At 70.6% G+C, this 15641-nt stretch carries 14 protein-coding genes; 4 read left to right on the plus strand and 10 right to left on the minus strand.

Annotated features, from left to right (window positions below; translation table 11 throughout):
• Positions 1 to 20: 20 nt before the first annotated feature.
• The 4 genes from atpA to J3A75_RS06975 all read right to left on the minus strand — a co-directional run bounded on the left by atpA (position 21) and on the right by J3A75_RS06975 (position 3849).
• Positions 21 to 1553 (minus strand): F0F1 ATP synthase subunit alpha, encoded by a 1533-nt coding sequence (gene atpA / locus J3A75_RS06960; RefSeq protein WP_012317612.1) that lies wholly within the window; start codon positions 1551 to 1553, stop codon positions 21 to 23.
• Between the two features lie 54 nt (positions 1554 to 1607).
• Positions 1608 to 2180: a F0F1 ATP synthase subunit delta gene (locus J3A75_RS06965; protein ID WP_012317613.1), complete on the minus strand. Its 573-nt coding sequence runs from the start codon at positions 2178 to 2180 to the stop codon at positions 1608 to 1610.
• 216 nt (positions 2181 to 2396) lie between these two features.
• Positions 2397 to 3095: a DsbA family protein gene (locus tag J3A75_RS06970; protein ID WP_012317614.1), complete on the minus strand. Its 699-nt coding sequence runs from the start codon at positions 3093 to 3095 to the stop codon at positions 2397 to 2399.
• Positions 3096 to 3222: 127 nt separating this feature from the next.
• Positions 3223 to 3849, minus strand: coding sequence for a 2-hydroxychromene-2-carboxylate isomerase (locus J3A75_RS06975; protein WP_012317615.1), 627 nt, complete (start codon positions 3847 to 3849; stop codon positions 3223 to 3225).
• A gap of 201 nt (positions 3850 to 4050) precedes the next feature.
• Between J3A75_RS06975 and J3A75_RS06980 the strand changes: the two genes are divergently transcribed.
• Positions 4051 to 5289 (plus strand): argininosuccinate synthase, encoded by a 1239-nt coding sequence (locus tag J3A75_RS06980; protein WP_012317616.1) that lies wholly within the window; start codon positions 4051 to 4053, stop codon positions 5287 to 5289.
• A 46-nt stretch (positions 5290 to 5335) separates the two neighbouring features.
• On the opposite strand, the gene J3A75_RS06985 is transcribed toward J3A75_RS06980, so the two are convergent.
• Positions 5336 to 5980: a hypothetical protein gene (locus J3A75_RS06985; RefSeq protein ID WP_012317617.1), complete on the minus strand. Its 645-nt coding sequence runs from the start codon at positions 5978 to 5980 to the stop codon at positions 5336 to 5338.
• Between the two features lie 62 nt (positions 5981 to 6042).
• Positions 6043 to 6813 (minus strand): monofunctional biosynthetic peptidoglycan transglycosylase, encoded by a 771-nt coding sequence (mtgA, locus tag J3A75_RS06990; RefSeq protein WP_373866300.1) that lies wholly within the window; start codon positions 6811 to 6813, stop codon positions 6043 to 6045.
• 35 nt (positions 6814 to 6848) lie between these two features.
• Here mtgA and J3A75_RS06995 point away from each other — a divergent pair, with 35 nt between their 5' ends.
• On the plus strand, positions 6849 to 7820 hold the full coding sequence (locus J3A75_RS06995) for a polyprenyl synthetase family protein (protein ID WP_012317619.1): 972 nt from the start codon (positions 6849 to 6851) through the stop codon (positions 7818 to 7820).
• Positions 7821 to 8022: 202 nt separating this feature from the next.
• Here the strand turns inward: J3A75_RS06995 and mmsB are convergent, their stop codons facing one another.
• From mmsB to J3A75_RS07015, 4 genes are all read right to left on the minus strand, one after another.
• Positions 8023 to 9255, minus strand: a complete 1233-nt coding sequence (gene mmsB, locus J3A75_RS07000) for a multiple monosaccharide ABC transporter permease (protein WP_053620236.1) — start codon at positions 9253 to 9255, stop codon at positions 8023 to 8025.
• Positions 9252 to 10787 (minus strand): multiple monosaccharide ABC transporter ATP-binding protein, encoded by a 1536-nt coding sequence (gene mmsA, locus J3A75_RS07005; protein WP_029359882.1) that lies wholly within the window; start codon positions 10785 to 10787, stop codon positions 9252 to 9254. Before mmsA ends, mmsB begins: the two co-directional genes overlap by 4 nt.
• Positions 10788 to 10888: 101 nt before the next feature.
• The gene (chvE, locus tag J3A75_RS07010) at positions 10889 to 11962 is read right to left on the minus strand and encodes a multiple monosaccharide ABC transporter substrate-binding protein (protein ID WP_107088282.1); all 1074 of its coding nucleotides are present in this window, start codon (positions 11960 to 11962) and stop codon (positions 10889 to 10891) included.
• Positions 11963 to 12575: 613 nt separating this feature from the next.
• Entirely contained in the window at positions 12576 to 13325 is a 750-nt protein-coding gene (locus J3A75_RS07015) for an SDR family oxidoreductase (protein WP_024831046.1), read from the minus strand.
• A 210-nt stretch (positions 13326 to 13535) separates the two neighbouring features.
• On the opposite strand from J3A75_RS07015, the gene J3A75_RS07020 reads away from it, so the two are divergent.
• Positions 13536 to 15269: a patatin-like phospholipase family protein gene (locus tag J3A75_RS07020; RefSeq protein ID WP_209649858.1), complete on the plus strand. Its 1734-nt coding sequence runs from the start codon at positions 13536 to 13538 to the stop codon at positions 15267 to 15269.
• 101 nt (positions 15270 to 15370) lie between these two features.
• Complete coding sequence (locus J3A75_RS07025) at positions 15371 to 15574, plus strand: hypothetical protein (RefSeq protein WP_012317625.1); 204 nt, start codon at positions 15371 to 15373, stop codon at positions 15572 to 15574.
• Positions 15575 to 15641 lie beyond the last annotated feature (67 nt).

Here is a 15641-nt window from a genome sequence, read left to right on the forward strand (position 1 = left end):
CCGCGGGGAGGGGCCTCACATCAGCCGATCGACTTGGCGACGCTCTCGACGACGCTCTTGAGCTTGCCGGCGTTCTCGTCCGACAGGTCCTTGGAGGCGGCGATCGAGTCGAGCAGGTCCTTGTGCTTGGAGCGCAGGGTGCTCAGCAGCGAGTCCTCGAAGGCGCGGACCTTGGTCACCGGGAGCTTGTCCAGGTAGCCGTTCACGCCGGCGTAGATCACCGCGACCTGCTCCTCCATCTTCAGCGGCGAGAACTGCGGCTGCTTGAGGAGCTCGGTGAGGCGGGAGCCGCGGTTCAGCAGCGCCTGAGTCGAGGCGTCGAGATCCGAGCCGAACTGCGCGAAGGCCGCCATCTCGCGGTACTGCGCGAGCTCGCCCTTGATCTTGCCGGCGACCTTCTTCATCGCCTTGGTCTGGGCCGAGGAGCCCACCCGCGACACCGAGAGGCCGACGTTCACCGCCGGGCGCACGCCCTGGTAGAACAGGTCGGTCTCGAGGAAGATCTGGCCGTCGGTGATGGAGATCACGTTCGTCGGAATGTAGGCCGAGACGTCGTTGGCCTGAGTCTCGATGACCGGCAGGGCCGTCAGCGAGCCGGCGCCGGCGGCGTCGCCCATCTTGGCGGCGCGCTCCAGCAGGCGGCTGTGGAGGTAGAACACGTCGCCCGGATAGGCCTCGCGGCCCGGCGGGCGGCGCAGCAGGAGCGACATCTGGCGGTAGGCCACGGCCTGCTTGGACAGGTCGTCGTACACGATCACGGCGTGCATGCCGTTGTCGCGGAAGTACTCGCCCATGGCGCAGCCGGCGAAGGGCGCGATGAACTGCATCGGCGCGGCGTCCGACGCGGTGGCGGCGATGACGATGGAGTATTCCAGGGCGCCCTGGTCCTCCAGCACCTTCACGAACTGGGCCACCGTCGAGCGCTTCTGGCCGATGGCGACGTAGATGCAGTAGAGCTTGGCCTTCTCGTCACCGCCGGCGGTGTGGCCCGGCTTCTGGTTGAGGATCGTGTCGAGGGCGATGGCGGTCTTGCCGGTCTGGCGATCGCCGATGATCAGCTCGCGCTGGCCGCGGCCCACCGGGATCAGGGCGTCGATCGCCTTGAGGCCCGTGGCCATCGGCTCGTGCACCGACTTGCGCGGGATGATGCCCGGGGCCTTCACGTCGACGCGGCGACGCTCGGTGGACTGGATCGGTCCCTTGCCGTCGATCGGGTTGCCGAGGGCGTCGACGACGCGGCCGAGGAGCCCCTTGCCGACCGGCACGTCCACGATGGCGCCGGTGCGCTTGACGGTCTGACCTTCCTTGATCTCGCGGTCGGAGCCGAAGATCACGATGCCGACGTTGTCCTGCTCGAGGTTCAGGGCCATGCCGCGCACGCCCGACTCGAACTCGACCATCTCGCCGGCCTGGACGTTGTCGAGGCCGTAGGCGCGGGCGATGCCGTCGCCGACGGACAGGACCTGCCCGACCTCGGAGACCTCGGCCTCTTCGCCGAAGTTCTTGATCTGGTCTTTCAGGATCGCGGAGATCTCGGCGGCGCGGATGTCCATACTCGGGCCTCTGTCGCTGATGCGTCTATGCGTGTTCGGTTCGGATGGGGGCGCTTATCGCGCGGCCCGCATCGCGAGGCGGATACCGTTGAGCTTGGTCTTGAGAGAGGCGTCGACCATGCGCGAGCCCATCTTCACGACGAGGCCGCCGATCAGGCTCGGGTCGACCACGAGGTCGACGTCGACGTCGGCCTTGGCGATGTCGCGCAGCGACGCCTTGATCTCCTCGATCACCGCGTCGGACGGCCTCTCGGCCACGCGCACCTGGGCCCGGACGATGCCCTTCGAGTCCTGGACCAGGGCCCGGAACGCGTCGATCATGTCGGGGAGCGCGAAGAGCCGGCGGTTCGAGGCCGCGAGGCGGATGAAGTTTCCGGCCAGGCCGCCGATCCCGGCCTTGTCGAGCACGGCGCCGATCGCGGCCTCCTGCTCCTCGGCGCTGAAGACCGGGCTGCGGACGAGGCGGCGGAGATCCGCGCTCTCCTTCAGCAGCCCATCGAATTGATTGAGGGACTCGGCGACCGCGTCGACCTGGCGCTCGTCGCGCGCGAGTTCGAACAGGGCGGAAGCGTACCGGCCCGCCACGCCTGCGACCAGGGGACCAGCCTCGGAACCGTTCTGCGCCACCCGTCGCTCTCTTCTCTGGTTGCCCGCCCGCTCCGCGCGCTCCGGCTGGAGCGCGGTGCGAGACCGTTCGGGACGTGGGATCGCGCCGACAGCGGACAGGTCGAGAACTGTCCTCGTGGCGCGGCGACCGCCTAGCATGCCAGCATGGCCGCGCGCAACACGGCAGGCGCGCGTCGCTGCGCGTCAGGACGGCGGAAGTGTGACGCGGGGAACGCGTCAGCAGGCGAGCCGGTCGCAGCGCCGCACGCTCGCGATCATCTTGGCCATGGCGCCGGCGCCCGGATGGCCGAGGATGCCGCTGTTGCCGAGGACGTAGGACGGCGTCGCGTAGAGGCCGAGATCCGCGGCCATCCGCATCTGGCTCTTGAGCGCCGCGCGCACCTCCTCGCTGTCGGCGATCGCCTCCACTTCTGCCTGCGGGATCCCGAGCGCGGCCGCGGCCGTGAGCGCGCCCGGCCCGTCGATGCGGCCGGGCTTGCCCAGCAGCGTCTGGTAGAAGCGCCACGCCGCCTCGGAGCCGAGCTTGCGCTGCACCGCCAGCATCACCTTGGCGGCCTGCGCCGATTGCGGCGACAGGATCGGGTTGTGGACAAGACCGATCCGCAATTCCGGGTCGCTGTCGTGCAGGGCGACCACGTCGGCGGCCGCCTTCCGGCAGTACGGGCAGTTGAAGTCGAAGAACTCGTAGAGCGTGGTGCCGGCATCCCGCGGCCCGACATAGGTCACGCCGCGCAGGCCCGGGATCTGCCCGGTGATCTCGCCCGGCAGGATCGAGTTCGCCACCGCGCGCCCGTCGTCACCGGTGACCGCGACGCGCTGGCCGTAAGATTGCGCGGAGGCGCCGGTCAGGCCGGCCCCGAGGGCGGCGGCCGCGGCGAGGAGGAGGCGTCGCGAGACAGGCTTCGAAACAGGCATGGACTCGTCCGGGGCGTGGCTGTCCCGCTCCGGCCGCGCCGAAGCGGAGCCGGACCAGGACCAGGGGGTCGAGTTGGTTTGATGGCCGAGCGGCGTGAACGTCGCCCTACCGCGTGGCCGGCGCGGCCTAGCGCAGCCCCTTCGGCCGGTCGCCGGTCGCCCAGGCCAGGGCCTGCTCTAGCCGGTCGTTGCCCCAGAACAGCTCGCCGTCGTCGGCCAGGAAGGTCGGCGCCCCGTAGATCCCGCGGGAGCGCGCCTCCTCGACGCTGACCCGGAGCTTGGTCTTGTTGGCCTCGGCGGCGGCGGCCCGCACGGTCTGCGTGCCGTCGAGCCCGAGCGAATCGAGGATCTCCGCCACGGCCGCCGGCTCCGCGATCGAGCGGCCCTCGGCGAAGCTCGCGGTGAAGACCGCCTTCGAGAACGGCACCAGCCACGCCTGGTCCTGGCCGAGGATCGCGACCCGCACCGCGCTGAGGCTGTTCTGTGGAAACTGGGCGGGGCGCGTCACCGGCGGCAGGCCGAGGCGGGCGGCCTCGCGCTCGACGTCGCGCCACATGTTCTTGCCCTTGGCCGCGTAGAGGTTGAACGGCGAGGTGGTCCAGCCCTGCGCGGCGAAGAGCGGCCCGACCAGGAAGGGGCGCCACCGGATCGCCACGTCCGCCTCGGCGGCGGCGGCCTCGACGCGCATGGCCGCGAGGTAGGAGTAGGTGGAGGCGAATTCGTACCAGAACTCCAGAATTGGCTGGCGCGCCATAGACTTCGCTTCTCCGATGCACTCTCGCGGCGATGACGACTGGCAACGCCCGCGCCGTTTCTGACACAGCCGCAAGGCCGCCGTGAGGCGAAACGCGGCCGATCCTCCGGCATTTGGCCTACGCGCGAGATGGCGCGCCGGTTGCAGGCCGGTGACACCCGCGATAAGCCGCAGACGCCCCGTCCCAGTTCCGGAAGCCGCATGTCCGTCCCCGCGAAGAGCCCCGTGAAGAAGGTCGTGCTGGCCTATTCCGGCGGCCTCGACACATCGATCATCCTGAAGTGGCTGCAGACCACCTACGGCTGCGAGGTCGTGACCTTCACGGCCGATCTCGGCCAGGGCGAGGAGCTGGAGCCCGCCCGCCGCAAGGCGGAGCTGCTCGGCATCAAGCCCGAGAACATCTACATCGAGGACCTGCGCGAGGAATTCGTCCGCGACTACGTCTTCCCGATGTTCCGGGCGAACGCCGTCTACGAGGGCGTCTACCTGCTCGGCACCTCGATCGCCCGGCCGCTGATCGCCAAGAAGCAGATCGAGATCGCCGAGAAGGTCGGCGCCGACGCGGTCTGCCACGGCGCCACCGGCAAGGGGAACGACCAGGTCCGGTTCGAGCTCGGCTACTACGCGCTCAAGCCGGACGTCACGGTGATCGCGCCCTGGCGCGAGTGGGACCTGCGCTCCCGCGAGCAGCTCATCGCCTTCGCCGAGCAGCACCAGATCCCGATCGCCAAGGACAAGCGCGGCGAGAGCCCGTTCTCGGTGGACGCCAACCTCCTGCACGCCTCCTCCGAGGGCAAGGTGCTGGAGGATCCGGCCGTCGAGGTGCCGGACTACGTCTACTCGCGCACGCTCTCGCCCGAGGAGGCGCCCGACCAGCCGACGATCATCACGATCGGGTTCGAGCGCGGCGACGCCGTCTCGATCGACGGCGAGAACCTGTCGCCCGCGAGCCTGCTGGCCAAGCTCAACGAGCTCGGCCGCGCCAACGGCATCGGCCGGCTCGACCTCGTGGAGAACCGCTTCGTCGGCATGAAGAGCCGCGGCATGTACGAGACGCCCGGCGGCACGATCCTGCTGCCGGCGCACCGCGCCATCGAGTCGATCACGCTGGACCGGGGCGCCGCGCACCTCAAGGACCAGCTCATGCCGCAATACGCCGAGCTGATCTACAACGGCTTCTGGTTCTCGCCGGAGCGCGAGATGATCCAGGCCCTGATCGACAAGAGCCAGGAGAAGGTCACCGGCACGGTGCGGCTGAAGCTCTACAAGGGCGGCGTCCACGTCGTCGGCCGCGAGAGCCCGCACTCGCTCTACGACCAGGATCTCGTGACCTTCGAGGAGGGTGCTGTCGCCTACGATCACCGCGACGCGGCCGGGTTCATCAAGCTCAACGCCCTGCGGCTGCGCACGCTGGCCCAGCGGAAGAAGCGCGAGGGCTGAGCCCGCTTCCGGTCGCCGCCGCGCGGGCGGCGACCGGCCTCGGCCGTCAGGCGGGCAGCCAGCGCTCGGCCGCCCGACGGAAGTCACCGGGTCCAAGATCGGCGTAGCGCAGGAAGATCTGCAGCGCGGGCTGCAGCTCGCGGTGGAGGCGCACGAGCCGCGTCTCCGCGTCCTCGTCGTCGTTCGCGGCCGCGCCCGGCACGCCGGCGAGATGGCGCTTCATCGCGTCCGTGTAGGCGCCGTCCGCGCCGTAGGGCCGCTCCGGATCGACGCGCGGCACCCCCTGCTCGGCATTCCACCCGATATGCAGCCGCGGGATCAGGGCGAGGTGCTCGGGCGTCACCGCGAAGGTGATGACGTCCGGTGTCTCGCCGGTCGCCGCGTCGCGGAAGACGTCGCCGACCGCGCTCGGGTCGAGCTTCGCCAGGCCGTTGTGGTACTGGTACCGGCCCGGCTTCAAGTGCGCGTTCTGGACGAAGACCGCGAGGCCGTCCTCCAGCGCCCGGTGCTCCTCCTCGGCGCCCTCGTCGTCGCCGGTAACGTTGGCGATGTCGCCGTCGCGATCCAGGCTGCCGTAGGGCGCCGCGGGGTGGATGGTCGGTGCGCCCGGCGCGGCGCCGCCCCAGGCGACGACCATCCGGCGGATCAGGGCGATGCGCTCCAGGCTCAGGTCGTAAACGGCATCGCTCATCGTGGGTCGGTCCCGGGTCTCACGCTTGGAAGGCCCGTCTTACAGAGGCGCACCGCCCCCTGCTACCGCCGCAGGCAGCCCGTCAGCCCGTCGATCTGCCCCATCATGGCCTGGATCCGCGCGGCCCGTCGGCGCACGCCGGGAGAGGGCCGGCCGGCGCTGCGGGTGATCGGGTTCGGCAGGACGGCGGCGAGGAGGGCGGCCTCGTTGCGGGTCAGCCGGCTCGCGTCCTTGCCGAACCAGTGCCGGCTCGCGGCCTGCGCACCGTAGATCCCGTCTCCCCACTCGGCGACGTTGAGGTAGATCTCCATCATGCGGCGCTTGCCCCAGAGCGTGTCGAGCGCCAGCGCCAGCGGGATCTCGATGGCCTTGCGGATGTAGGAGCGGCCGGGCCAGAGGAAGACGTTCTTGACCGTCTGCATGGCGATCGTGGAGGCGCCGCGGCTCGGCGAGTCCTCGTCCTCGACCACGTCGCGGATCGCGCCGAAATCGACGCCGTGATCCAGGCAGAAGCGCTGATCCTCCGAGGCGATCACGGCCTGGGGCAGGGCCGGCGCGATGGCCGAGAGCGGGACCGGATCGCGGCTCACCGGCTGAAGCGTCAACCACCGTCCCAGCATCAGGGTCGACGGCGGCATCACCGCGCTATAGACGAGCGCCAACGTCAGCGCGAGGACGAACCCGACGGCGGGGAGCAGCAGCAGCGCTCCCACGGCCTGGCGGACGCGGCGGGAACGGCGCGGGCGCGCGAGCGGAAGGTCGCGACCTGCCGTCTCCCGCCTGCGTCGAGCCCCGTCCACCGTGAGTCCGTCCCCGCCCAACTGACACCCGATTGGTTTCCGCAAGGCCAGGACCGGACGTAAGCCCGATGACCCCGACCCCCTCAACGCAGGCACCGACCGGTTCGGTCAAGGCAGTCACGCCGGCCGCCGATTTTACCCACAGGTTGACGGAGGTCGCCGGCACCGTCGAGACCTTCCTGGTCGAGCGCCTCGGCCCCGCGGTCGGACCCGGCGAGATCGCCCGGCCGCCGCGCCTGATGGAGGCGATGCGCCACGCGGTGCTCGGCGGCGGCAAGCGCCTCCGGCCGTTCCTGGCCATCGAGACCGCCCGGATGCTCGGCGGCTCCGAGGCCGCCGCGCTGGCGGCCGGCGCCGGCGTCGAGCTGGTCCATTGCTACAGCCTCGTCCACGACGACCTGCCGGCGATGGACGACGACGACATGCGCCGCGGCAAGCCCACGGTCCACAAGGCCTACGACGAGGCCACCGCCATCCTGGTCGGTGACGCCCTGCAGACGCTGGCCTTCGAGATCGTCGCCGACCCGGCCTGGCAGCCGGACGCGCGCGTCCGCGCCGATCTCGTGCTCGGCCTCGCCCGCGCCTCGGGCCTGGGCGGCATGGTCGGCGGCCAGCTCCTCGACCTCACCGCCGAGGGCCGGTTCGGCGCGGCCAACATGGACGTGGACGACACCCTGCGGATGCAGGCGATGAAGACCGGGGCGATCCTGGCCTTCTCGGTCGAGGCCGGGGCGATCGTCGGCGGCGCCGACAAGGACCAGCGGGCCGCCCTCCTGCGCTACGGCCTCGCCCTGGGGCAGGCCTTCCAGATCGCCGACGACATCCTCGACCGGGAAGCTTCGCCCGAGGCCATGGGCAAGGCCACCGGCAAGGACAAGGATGCCGGCAAGGCGACGCTCGTCGACCGTCTCGGCATCGACGGCGCCCGCGCCGAGTGCGACCGCCTCGTCGGCGTCTGCGAGGACGCGGTGTCGTCCTGGGGGGAGGGCGCCCGCGTCCTGCGCGACGCCGCCCGCTTCACGGTCGCCCGCAAGACCTGATCGCGCCGGGCGGGGAAACCCGCCGGCCGCCTCGGGCGGCCGGGCCGGGCCCGACCACCGCGAGCACCGCGCCACGTCCGCGGTCGGCGCGCCACGGGCGGTCGCGACACCGCCGGATCGACGCGCTCCGCGGGGCGGACCCGCGCCGTCCCGATCGGGGCGATCCGAACCGGACGCGGGGCCGCGGAGCGCGCGGCGCCCGTCAGAGCCGGTTGTTCTTGTTGTGGACGTCGAGGCACACGGCGGCGAGCAGGACGACGCCCTTGATCACCTGCTGCCAGTCGACGCCGATCCCCAGGATCGACATGCCGTTGTTCATGATGCCGATGATGAAGGCGCCGATCACGACACCCGAGACCTTGCCGATGCCGCCCGCCGCCGAGGCGCCGCCGATGAAGCAGGCGGCGATCACGTCGAGCTCCATGCCGACGCCGGCCTTGGAATTCGCGGTGTTGAGCCGCGCGACGAAGATCATGCCGGCGAGACCCGCCAGCGCGCCCATGTTGGCGAAGGTCAGGAAGGTCAGCCTCTCGGTCTTGATGCCAGAGAGGCGCGCGGCCTTGATGTTCCCGCCCAGCGCGTAGATCCGGCGCCCGATCGTCGTCCGCGTCGTCACGAAGCCGTAGAGCGTCACCAGCGCCAGCAGCACGAGGAGCACGTTGGGCAGGCCCCGGTAGGCGCTCATCTGCCAGGCGAACGCCAGGATCAGGATGGCGGTCACGCCGTTGCGGCCGATGAACGCCGCCACGGAGTCCGCCGGGCTCCCGTTCCGCAGCCGCGCCTGCCGCCTTCGCCAGCCGAGCCCGATCAGCGTCGCGACCAGCGCGAGGGCGATCAGGACGGAGGTCCAGGGTCCGGCGACATTGACGAGGAAGCCCTTGGCGAGGAGCTGGAACACCTCCGGGAACGGCCCGACGGAGGTGCCCTGGAGCAGCACCTGCGTCAGGCCGCGGAACACCATCATGCCGGCCAGGGTGACGATGAAGCTCGGTATGGCGAGGTAGGCCACGAAGTAGCCCTGCAGACCGCCGATGGCCGCCCCCACCGCGAGGCACAGGAGGGCGGCCGGGACCGGGTCGACGTGGAAGCGGACCATCAGCAGGGCTGCGAGCGCCCCCACGAATCCGACCACCGAGCCGATCGACAGGTCGATGTGCCCGGCCACGATGACCAGCAGCATCCCGAGCGCCATCACCACGACGTAGCTGTTCTGGAGAATCAGGTTGGTCAGGTTCAGCGGCTGGAACAGGACGCCGCCCGTCGCGACCTCGAAGAACAGCGTGATCACCGCCAGTGCGACGACGAGCCCGTAGGCGCGCAGCTGCGCCACCGGCAGGCGGCCGCGCCGGGCCCGGACCTCCCCCGTCGCGGCCGCGGCGGCCGGGATGATGTCGCTGCCGGGCCTCATGGATTTGCTCGCTGTGATGTCGGTCATCCGTTCAGGCCCCTGGAGCGCATGATCGCGCGCATGATCGCTTCCTGGCTGGCCTCGCCGCGATCGAACGCGCCCACGAACCGCCCCTCGTTCATCACGTAGATGCGGTCGCAGAGGCCGAGCAGTTCCGGCATCTCGGACGAGATCATGAGGACGCCGCGCCCGTCCTCGGCCAGCTCGTTGATGATGCTGTAGATCTCGTACTTGGCGCCGACATCGATGCCGCGCGTCGGCTCGTCGAGGATCAGCACCTTGGGCTGCGTGAACAGCCACTTGCTCAGCACGACCTTCTGCTGATTGCCGCCCGACAGGTGCACGGTCGGCTGCGTCACCCCGAGGGAGCGGATGCGCATCTTGGTGCGGTAGCCGGTCGCGACCCGGTGCTCGGCCGCCTCGTCGATCACCGCGGCGGTGGAGATGCCCGGCAGGTTCGCGAGGGTCGTGTTCCGGGCGATGTCCTCGCCGAGCACCAGCCCGAGCTGCTTGCGATCCTCGGTGACGTAGGCGAGGCCGGCCGCGATCGCCCGGTCGATCGTCGAGACGTCGACCTCGACACCGTCGATCCGGACGGTGCCCCGGATGCCCTGCCCGTAGGACCGGCCGAAGAGGCTCATGGCGAGCTCGGTCCGACCGGAGCCCATCAGGCCCGCGATCCCGACGATCTCGCCCCTGCGCAGGCTCAGGCCGACGTCGCGCACCACCGCCCGCTCGGCGTGGACCGGGTGATGAACCGTCCAGTCGCGCACCTCCATCAGCACCGCGCCGATCCGCGGCGTGCGGACGGGGTAGCGGTTCTCCAGCGTGCGGCCGACCATCGCCCGGATGATGCGGTCCTCGTCGATCGGGCCGCCGCGGCAGTCGAGGGTCTCGACGGTGGTGCCGTCGCGCAGGACCGTGATCCGATCGGCCACCTTGGCGATCTCGCTGAGCTTGTGGGAGATCAGGATCGACGCGATGCCCTGCGCCTTGAAGCGCAGCAGCAGTTGCAGCAGCGCCGCGCTGTCGGTCTCGCTCAACGACGCGGTCGGCTCGTCGAGGATCAGCAGCTTGACCTCCTTGGAGAGCGCCTTGGCGATCTCCACGAGCTGCTGCTTGCCAACACCGAGATGGGTGACGAGGGTGTCGGGGCTCTCGTCGAGTCCCACCGTCGCCATCAGCGCGCGGGCGCGGGCGTGGACACGGTCCTGGTCGATGATGCCGAAGCGGGCCGGCTCGTTGCCGAGGAAGATGTTCTCGGCGATCGACAGGTACGGCACCAGGGCCAATTCCTGGTGGATGATCACGATGCCGAGGCGCTCGCTGTCCGTGATGTCCCGGAAGTGGCCCGGCCGGCCCTCGTAGGTGATGTCGCCCGTGTAGGACCCGTGGGGATACACGCCGCTCAGAACCTTCATCAGCGTCGACTTGCCGGCCCCGTTCTCGCCGATCAGGGCGAGGATCTCGGCGGGCTCGACGGTGAGATTCACGTCGTCGAGAGCCTTCACACCGGGGAAGGTCTTGGAGATTCCCCGCATTTCGAGGACGGGCTGCATGCGGCGCCTACCAGCTCGGACTGCACGTTCGGCCCCCGCGCCGGCCATCGCGGCGCGGGGATGGGATCGGGCGGAGCCGCCGGGCTCCATCCCGGCTGCGATCACTTGAGCTGGTCGAGCGTGTAGTACCCGGTATCGACCAGGGCCTGCTTCCAGTTGGCCTGGGTGACGATCACCGGCGTGAGCAGGTAGGAGGGGACGACCTTCTTGCCGTTGCTGTAGGTCTTCACATCGTTGACTTCGGGCTGTCGGCCGGCCTCGATGGCGTCGATCATCGCCACCGCCACCTTGGCCAGATCCCGGGTGTCCTTGAAGATGGTCGCCGTCTGCTCTCCGGCGATGATCGACTTGACCGATTGCAGCTCGGCGTCCTGGCCGCTGATCACCGGCAGCTTCACGTCGCCCGAACCGTAGCCGACGCTCTTCACCGACGAGAGGATCGCCGTGGAGATGCCGTCGTAGGGCGAGAGCACGGCGTCGAGATGGGCGGTGCCGTAATAGGCCGAGAGCAGGTTATCCATCCGCGCCTGAGCGGTCGCCGCGTCCCAGCGCAGGGTGGACACCTTGTCCATGCCGAACTGGCCCGAGCGCACCACGAGCCTCCTCGCGTCGATGTAGGGCTTCAGCACCGACAGGGCGCCGTCGTAGAAAAAGTATGCGTTATTGTCGTCGGGCGAACCGCCGAACAGCTCGATGTTGAAGGGGCCCTTCCCGTCCTTCAGGCCGAGGGCGTCGACGATGGATGTCGCCTGCTGAACGCCGACCTTGTAGTTGTCGAAGGTGGCGTAGTAATCAACGTGCGGCGTCCCTCTGATGAGCCGGTCGTAGGCGATCACCCGGACGCCGCGCTCGCCCGCCTTCGACAGCACATCGCTGAGGGTCGTGCCGTCGATGGAAGCGATCACCAGGATCTTCGCGCCCGTGGTGAGCATGTTCTCGATCTGGGCGAGCTGCGTCGGGATGTCGTCGTCGGCGTATTGCAGGTCCGGCTTGTAGCCCTTGGCCTTCAGAAGCCTGACGATGTTGTTGCCGTCGTCGATCCAGCGCTGCGACGACTTGGTCGGCATGGCGACCCCGATCGGATCCCCACCGGCCGCCTGCACCGATGTCACGGCCGACGCTCCCAGGAGCGACAGGCCCAGGAAGTATGTGAGAAAGGTCTGCCTGGCGTTCATAAGCCCCCCTCATGTTCACAGCTGGACTTCGTTCTGAGCTGAAGCGAGTCCGTGCTTTTGTTTTTATCGACGCGTTGCTCTTGTTACTGCGAATTGCTCTCTGACTGCCCGGATCTATGGACAGTCCTCAGCTGATGTCGGCCCGTCCGACGTCGCGCCAGCCGGCCCGGATGACGTCGCCGGATCGGCAAGGCGCAGCGAGAGTCCGGCGCCGCCGACGTCCCCTTCGAGAGACCGACCGCGACCCCGGACTCGCCCGCCTCCAAATTTGTATGAGTTATGAAACGGGCCGTCAATCGGCCCGGACAGGGTGCCGGCACGCCGCGCGGGCTCGGGCAGGGGTGGGTGCGAAGCGGGCTCGGGCGCGGTTCGATCGCCTGCTGGCGCGCTCCGTTCGGGCGCGGCGGGGCGCACGGCCCCGGGGGCAGGCGTCCACCCGGGTTCCCCGACAGGCCGCCGCGGGCAGGCAGCCGGTCGGAATCGCGCGGCCGCTCGACCGGTGCGGCGGCCGCGGCCGCTCGGCGCGATCGGATCGGGGGTGGGCTGTGTCGAGCCTTGTCTCGCCGGGCGGAGTCGGCGCGCGTCGCTGCGCGGACCCCAGAACCGTGGCGGTTCAGCCGCGGCCGACGAACGGCATCTTGGTGGCCATGATGGTCATGAACTGCACGTTGGCCTCCAGCGGCAGGCTCGCCATGGAGAGCACGGCCTGACCGACATGGTCCGGATCCATCACCGCCTCGGCCCGCAGGGACCCGTCCGCCTGCGGGACGCCAGCCTTCATCTTGCCGCCCATGGGCGTGTCGGCGTTACCGATATCGATCTGGCCGCAGGCGATGTCGTAGGCCCGCCCGTCGAGGGAGGTCGCTTTGGTCAGCCCGGTGACGGCGTGCTTGGTCGCCGTGTAGGCGATGGAGTTCGGGCGGGGCGCGTGGGCCGAGATCGAGCCGTTGTTGATGATCCGGCCGCCCCGGGGATCTTGGTCGCGCATGATCCGGAAGGCGTGCTGCGTGCACAGGAACAGCGCCGTGAGGTTGGTGTCGACCACCTGCCGCCAGGTCTCGAGGGGCAGGTCCTCGAGGGGGACCGCCGGAGCGCCGATCCCGGCATTGTTGAACAGCAGGTCGAGACGGCCGAACTCCGCCTTGGTGCGCGCGAACAGGGCGGCGATCGAGTCGGGATCGGTCACGTCGGTGGGGACCGCCAGGGCCCCGTGGCCGATCTGCGCGGCGACCTCGTCGAGGGGGGCCTGACGCCGCCCGGAGAGGACGACGCGCCATCCGGCCCCGGCGAGCGCCAGGGCGGCGGCCTTGCCGACACCCGTCCCGGCCCCGGTCACGATCGCGATCCGCTCAAGCCCCGACATGCGTTCCTCCGGTTCCGGTGTTGCACCGCCTGTAGCGGATGGCCGCCGCCGCGCGAATACGTCGGCGTTTCAGATGCGGGCCGCGGTCACGGGGCGTACCGGCGCGCGCCATGCGCTATGATGGTCTGAAAGACGCGGGGATGGGAACGGAACGATGGGGCTGGGTTCGTCGGCAGGCCTGCGCGGGACGATCGACGCGGCGGTTCCGGCGTGAGCGCACCCGAGATCCCGTTCCTGGCCGGGCTCGACGCGCCGGCGGTCGCGGCCGTGCGGGCCCGGATGGTGCCGGTGGCGGTGCCGGGCGGCCGCACTCTGTTCGAGCAGGGCGATACCGGGGACGCCCTATACACGCTGGTCTCCGGGGCGGTCGGCGTCTCGGCCCGCGACCATGCCGGGCGGCCGACCCGGATCGCGCGCCTGCGGCCGCCCGAGACGTTCGGGGAGATGGCCCTGCTGTCGGACGCCCCGCGGGCGGCCACCGTGATGGCACTGCGCGATTCGCACCTCCTGCAGCTCACCAGGGACGCGTTCGAGGCGGTGATCGCCGAGCACCCGCACACGCTCCTCTACTTCGCCCGGATGCTCGCCGACCGCCTGCGGGCGATCTACGACGGCTACTCCGTCCACCACGCACCGCGGATCTTCACGATCCTGGCGGTGACCGAGGGGCCGGATCCGGCGCGGGTGGCGCGGCAGCTCGCCGCCGCCTTCGACGTCCTGCTGCCCGGAGAGACCGGCTGCCTGACCGACTGGCCGGAGGGCGCCGACGAGGCGTGGTTCCAGGCCTTCGAGGGCGACCACGCGCGCACGATCTTCGCGGCGCACGACATCGATTGCCCCTGGTGCCGGCAGAGCCAGCGGCGGGGCGACCACGTCCTGCTCCTGGCCGAGCCCGGCGCGCCGCCGCGTCCGGGCGCGGCGGCCTATCTCGACCGGGTGCGCTCCGACTGGATCCGCATGGATCTCGTCGTGCGCCAGGATCCCGGGGCCCGGCGCCCGAAAGCCCTCCATCCGGAGGTCGCCGTGCTGCCGGCGGCGATGCGCATCCAGGTCCGGGACGGCGACCGCGCGGATCTGCATCGCCTCGCGCGGCTCGCCAGCGGGTCGGCCCGGGGCCTCGTCCTCGGCGGCGGTGGCGCGCGGGGGCTCGCCCATCTCGGGGTGCTCAAGGCCCTCGACGAGGTCTCCTGCGCGCCGGACTTCGTCGGCGGGACCAGCATGGGGGCGATCATCGCGGCGAGCCTCGCCATGGGCTGGAGCGTCGCGGAGATCCAGGCGCAGATCGAGGCGTTCTTCGCCACCAGCAACCCGATCAACGACTACACGCTGCCGCTGCACGCGCTGACCCGCGGCGCCAAGGTCGATGCCGGCCTCGCGGCGCGCTACGGCGGTGTGCGCATCGAGGACCTCTGGCTGCCGTTCTTCTGCGTCTCGTCGAACCTGACGACCGGCAACACCATGGTTCACCGCTCGGGCGACCTGCCGAAGGCCCTGCGCGCCAGCATCGCGATCCCCGGCCTCCTGCCGCCCGTGCTCTGCGACGAGGGCGTCCTGGTCGACGGCGGCATGATGAACAACCTTCCGGCCGACGTCGCCGCCGGGCTGGAGCGCGGGCCGGTCCTGGCCGTCGATGTCGGGACCGACCGGGCGTTCCAGGACATGCCGCGGCGCGGCTGGAGCGGCCGGCTCATGCGCAAGCTGATCGGCTCGCCGCTGGCGATGCCGGGACTGGCACCGCTGCTGCTGCGCGCCGCCACCGTGTCGAGCGACTCGCAGAGCCTGATGGCGGCCGCCCACGCGACCGCGGTGCTCAAGCCGCAGCTCTCCGGCATCGACCTGCGGGCGTGGTCGCGCTTCCGGGAATCGGCGGAGCTGGGCTACCGGGAAACCCGCGCGGGCATCGCGACCGGCACCCTCGCGCGCTGGCTCGACCCGGTGCGCTGAGATGTCCGCGTGCGCAGGCGCACGCGCGGCGCCCGTGGCCCTGTAACCCGGAGCGTCCGGCGACGATCTCCGCTGCAACGCGTCGTTCGGAGACCGGACCCATGACCCAGCTCGCCACGCCCCTGACCGGCACCGTGCCCGGTTCCCCGCAAGATCGGCGCACCGCGACCGACCATTCCGCGCCGCAATCCCTGCTGCACGGCGCCGCCTTCGTGCTGCTGTGCCTCTGGACGCGGACCGCGCCGGAGCGCCTGCGCGACCAGCTCTCCCCGGAAGCCGGCGACGGCGCCGCGCTCGGCTTCTGAGCGGATCGGACCGGCAGCCGCGCGCGTTCCCCGCCGCGAGGGATGCCGGGCATGACGGAGCGCGCGA

This window comes from Methylobacterium sp. PvP105 (genome assembly GCF_017876975.1).
GTDB lineage: Bacteria > Pseudomonadota > Alphaproteobacteria > Rhizobiales > Beijerinckiaceae > Methylobacterium > Methylobacterium radiotolerans.

Excerpts from the sequence above, each read along its gene's own strand:
- atpA (WP_012317612.1), bottom strand. The coding sequence starts at position 1,553 with ATGGACATCCGCGCCGCCGAGATCTCCGCGATCCTGAAAGACCAGATC.
- J3A75_RS06970 (WP_012317614.1), bottom strand. The coding sequence starts at position 3,095 with ATGCCTGTTTCGAAGCCTGTCTCGCGACGCCTCCTCCTCGCCGCGGCC.
- J3A75_RS06975 (WP_012317615.1), bottom strand. The coding sequence starts at position 3,849 with ATGGCGCGCCAGCCAATTCTGGAGTTCTGGTACGAATTCGCCTCCACC.
- J3A75_RS06980 (WP_012317616.1), top strand. The coding sequence starts at position 4,051 with ATGTCCGTCCCCGCGAAGAGCCCCGTGAAGAAGGTCGTGCTGGCCTAT.
- J3A75_RS06985 (WP_012317617.1), bottom strand. The coding sequence starts at position 5,980 with ATGAGCGATGCCGTTTACGACCTGAGCCTGGAGCGCATCGCCCTGATC.
- J3A75_RS06995 (WP_012317619.1), top strand. The coding sequence starts at position 6,849 with ATGACCCCGACCCCCTCAACGCAGGCACCGACCGGTTCGGTCAAGGCA.
- mmsB (WP_053620236.1), bottom strand. The coding sequence starts at position 9,255 with ATGACCGACATCACAGCGAGCAAATCCATGAGGCCCGGCAGCGACATC.
- mmsA (WP_029359882.1), bottom strand. The coding sequence starts at position 10,787 with ATGCAGCCCGTCCTCGAAATGCGGGGAATCTCCAAGACCTTCCCCGGT.
- chvE (WP_107088282.1), bottom strand. The coding sequence starts at position 11,962 with ATGAACGCCAGGCAGACCTTTCTCACATACTTCCTGGGCCTGTCGCTC.
- J3A75_RS07015 (WP_024831046.1), bottom strand. The coding sequence starts at position 13,325 with ATGTCGGGGCTTGAGCGGATCGCGATCGTGACCGGGGCCGGGACGGGT.
- J3A75_RS07025 (WP_012317625.1), top strand. The coding sequence starts at position 15,371 with ATGACCCAGCTCGCCACGCCCCTGACCGGCACCGTGCCCGGTTCCCCG.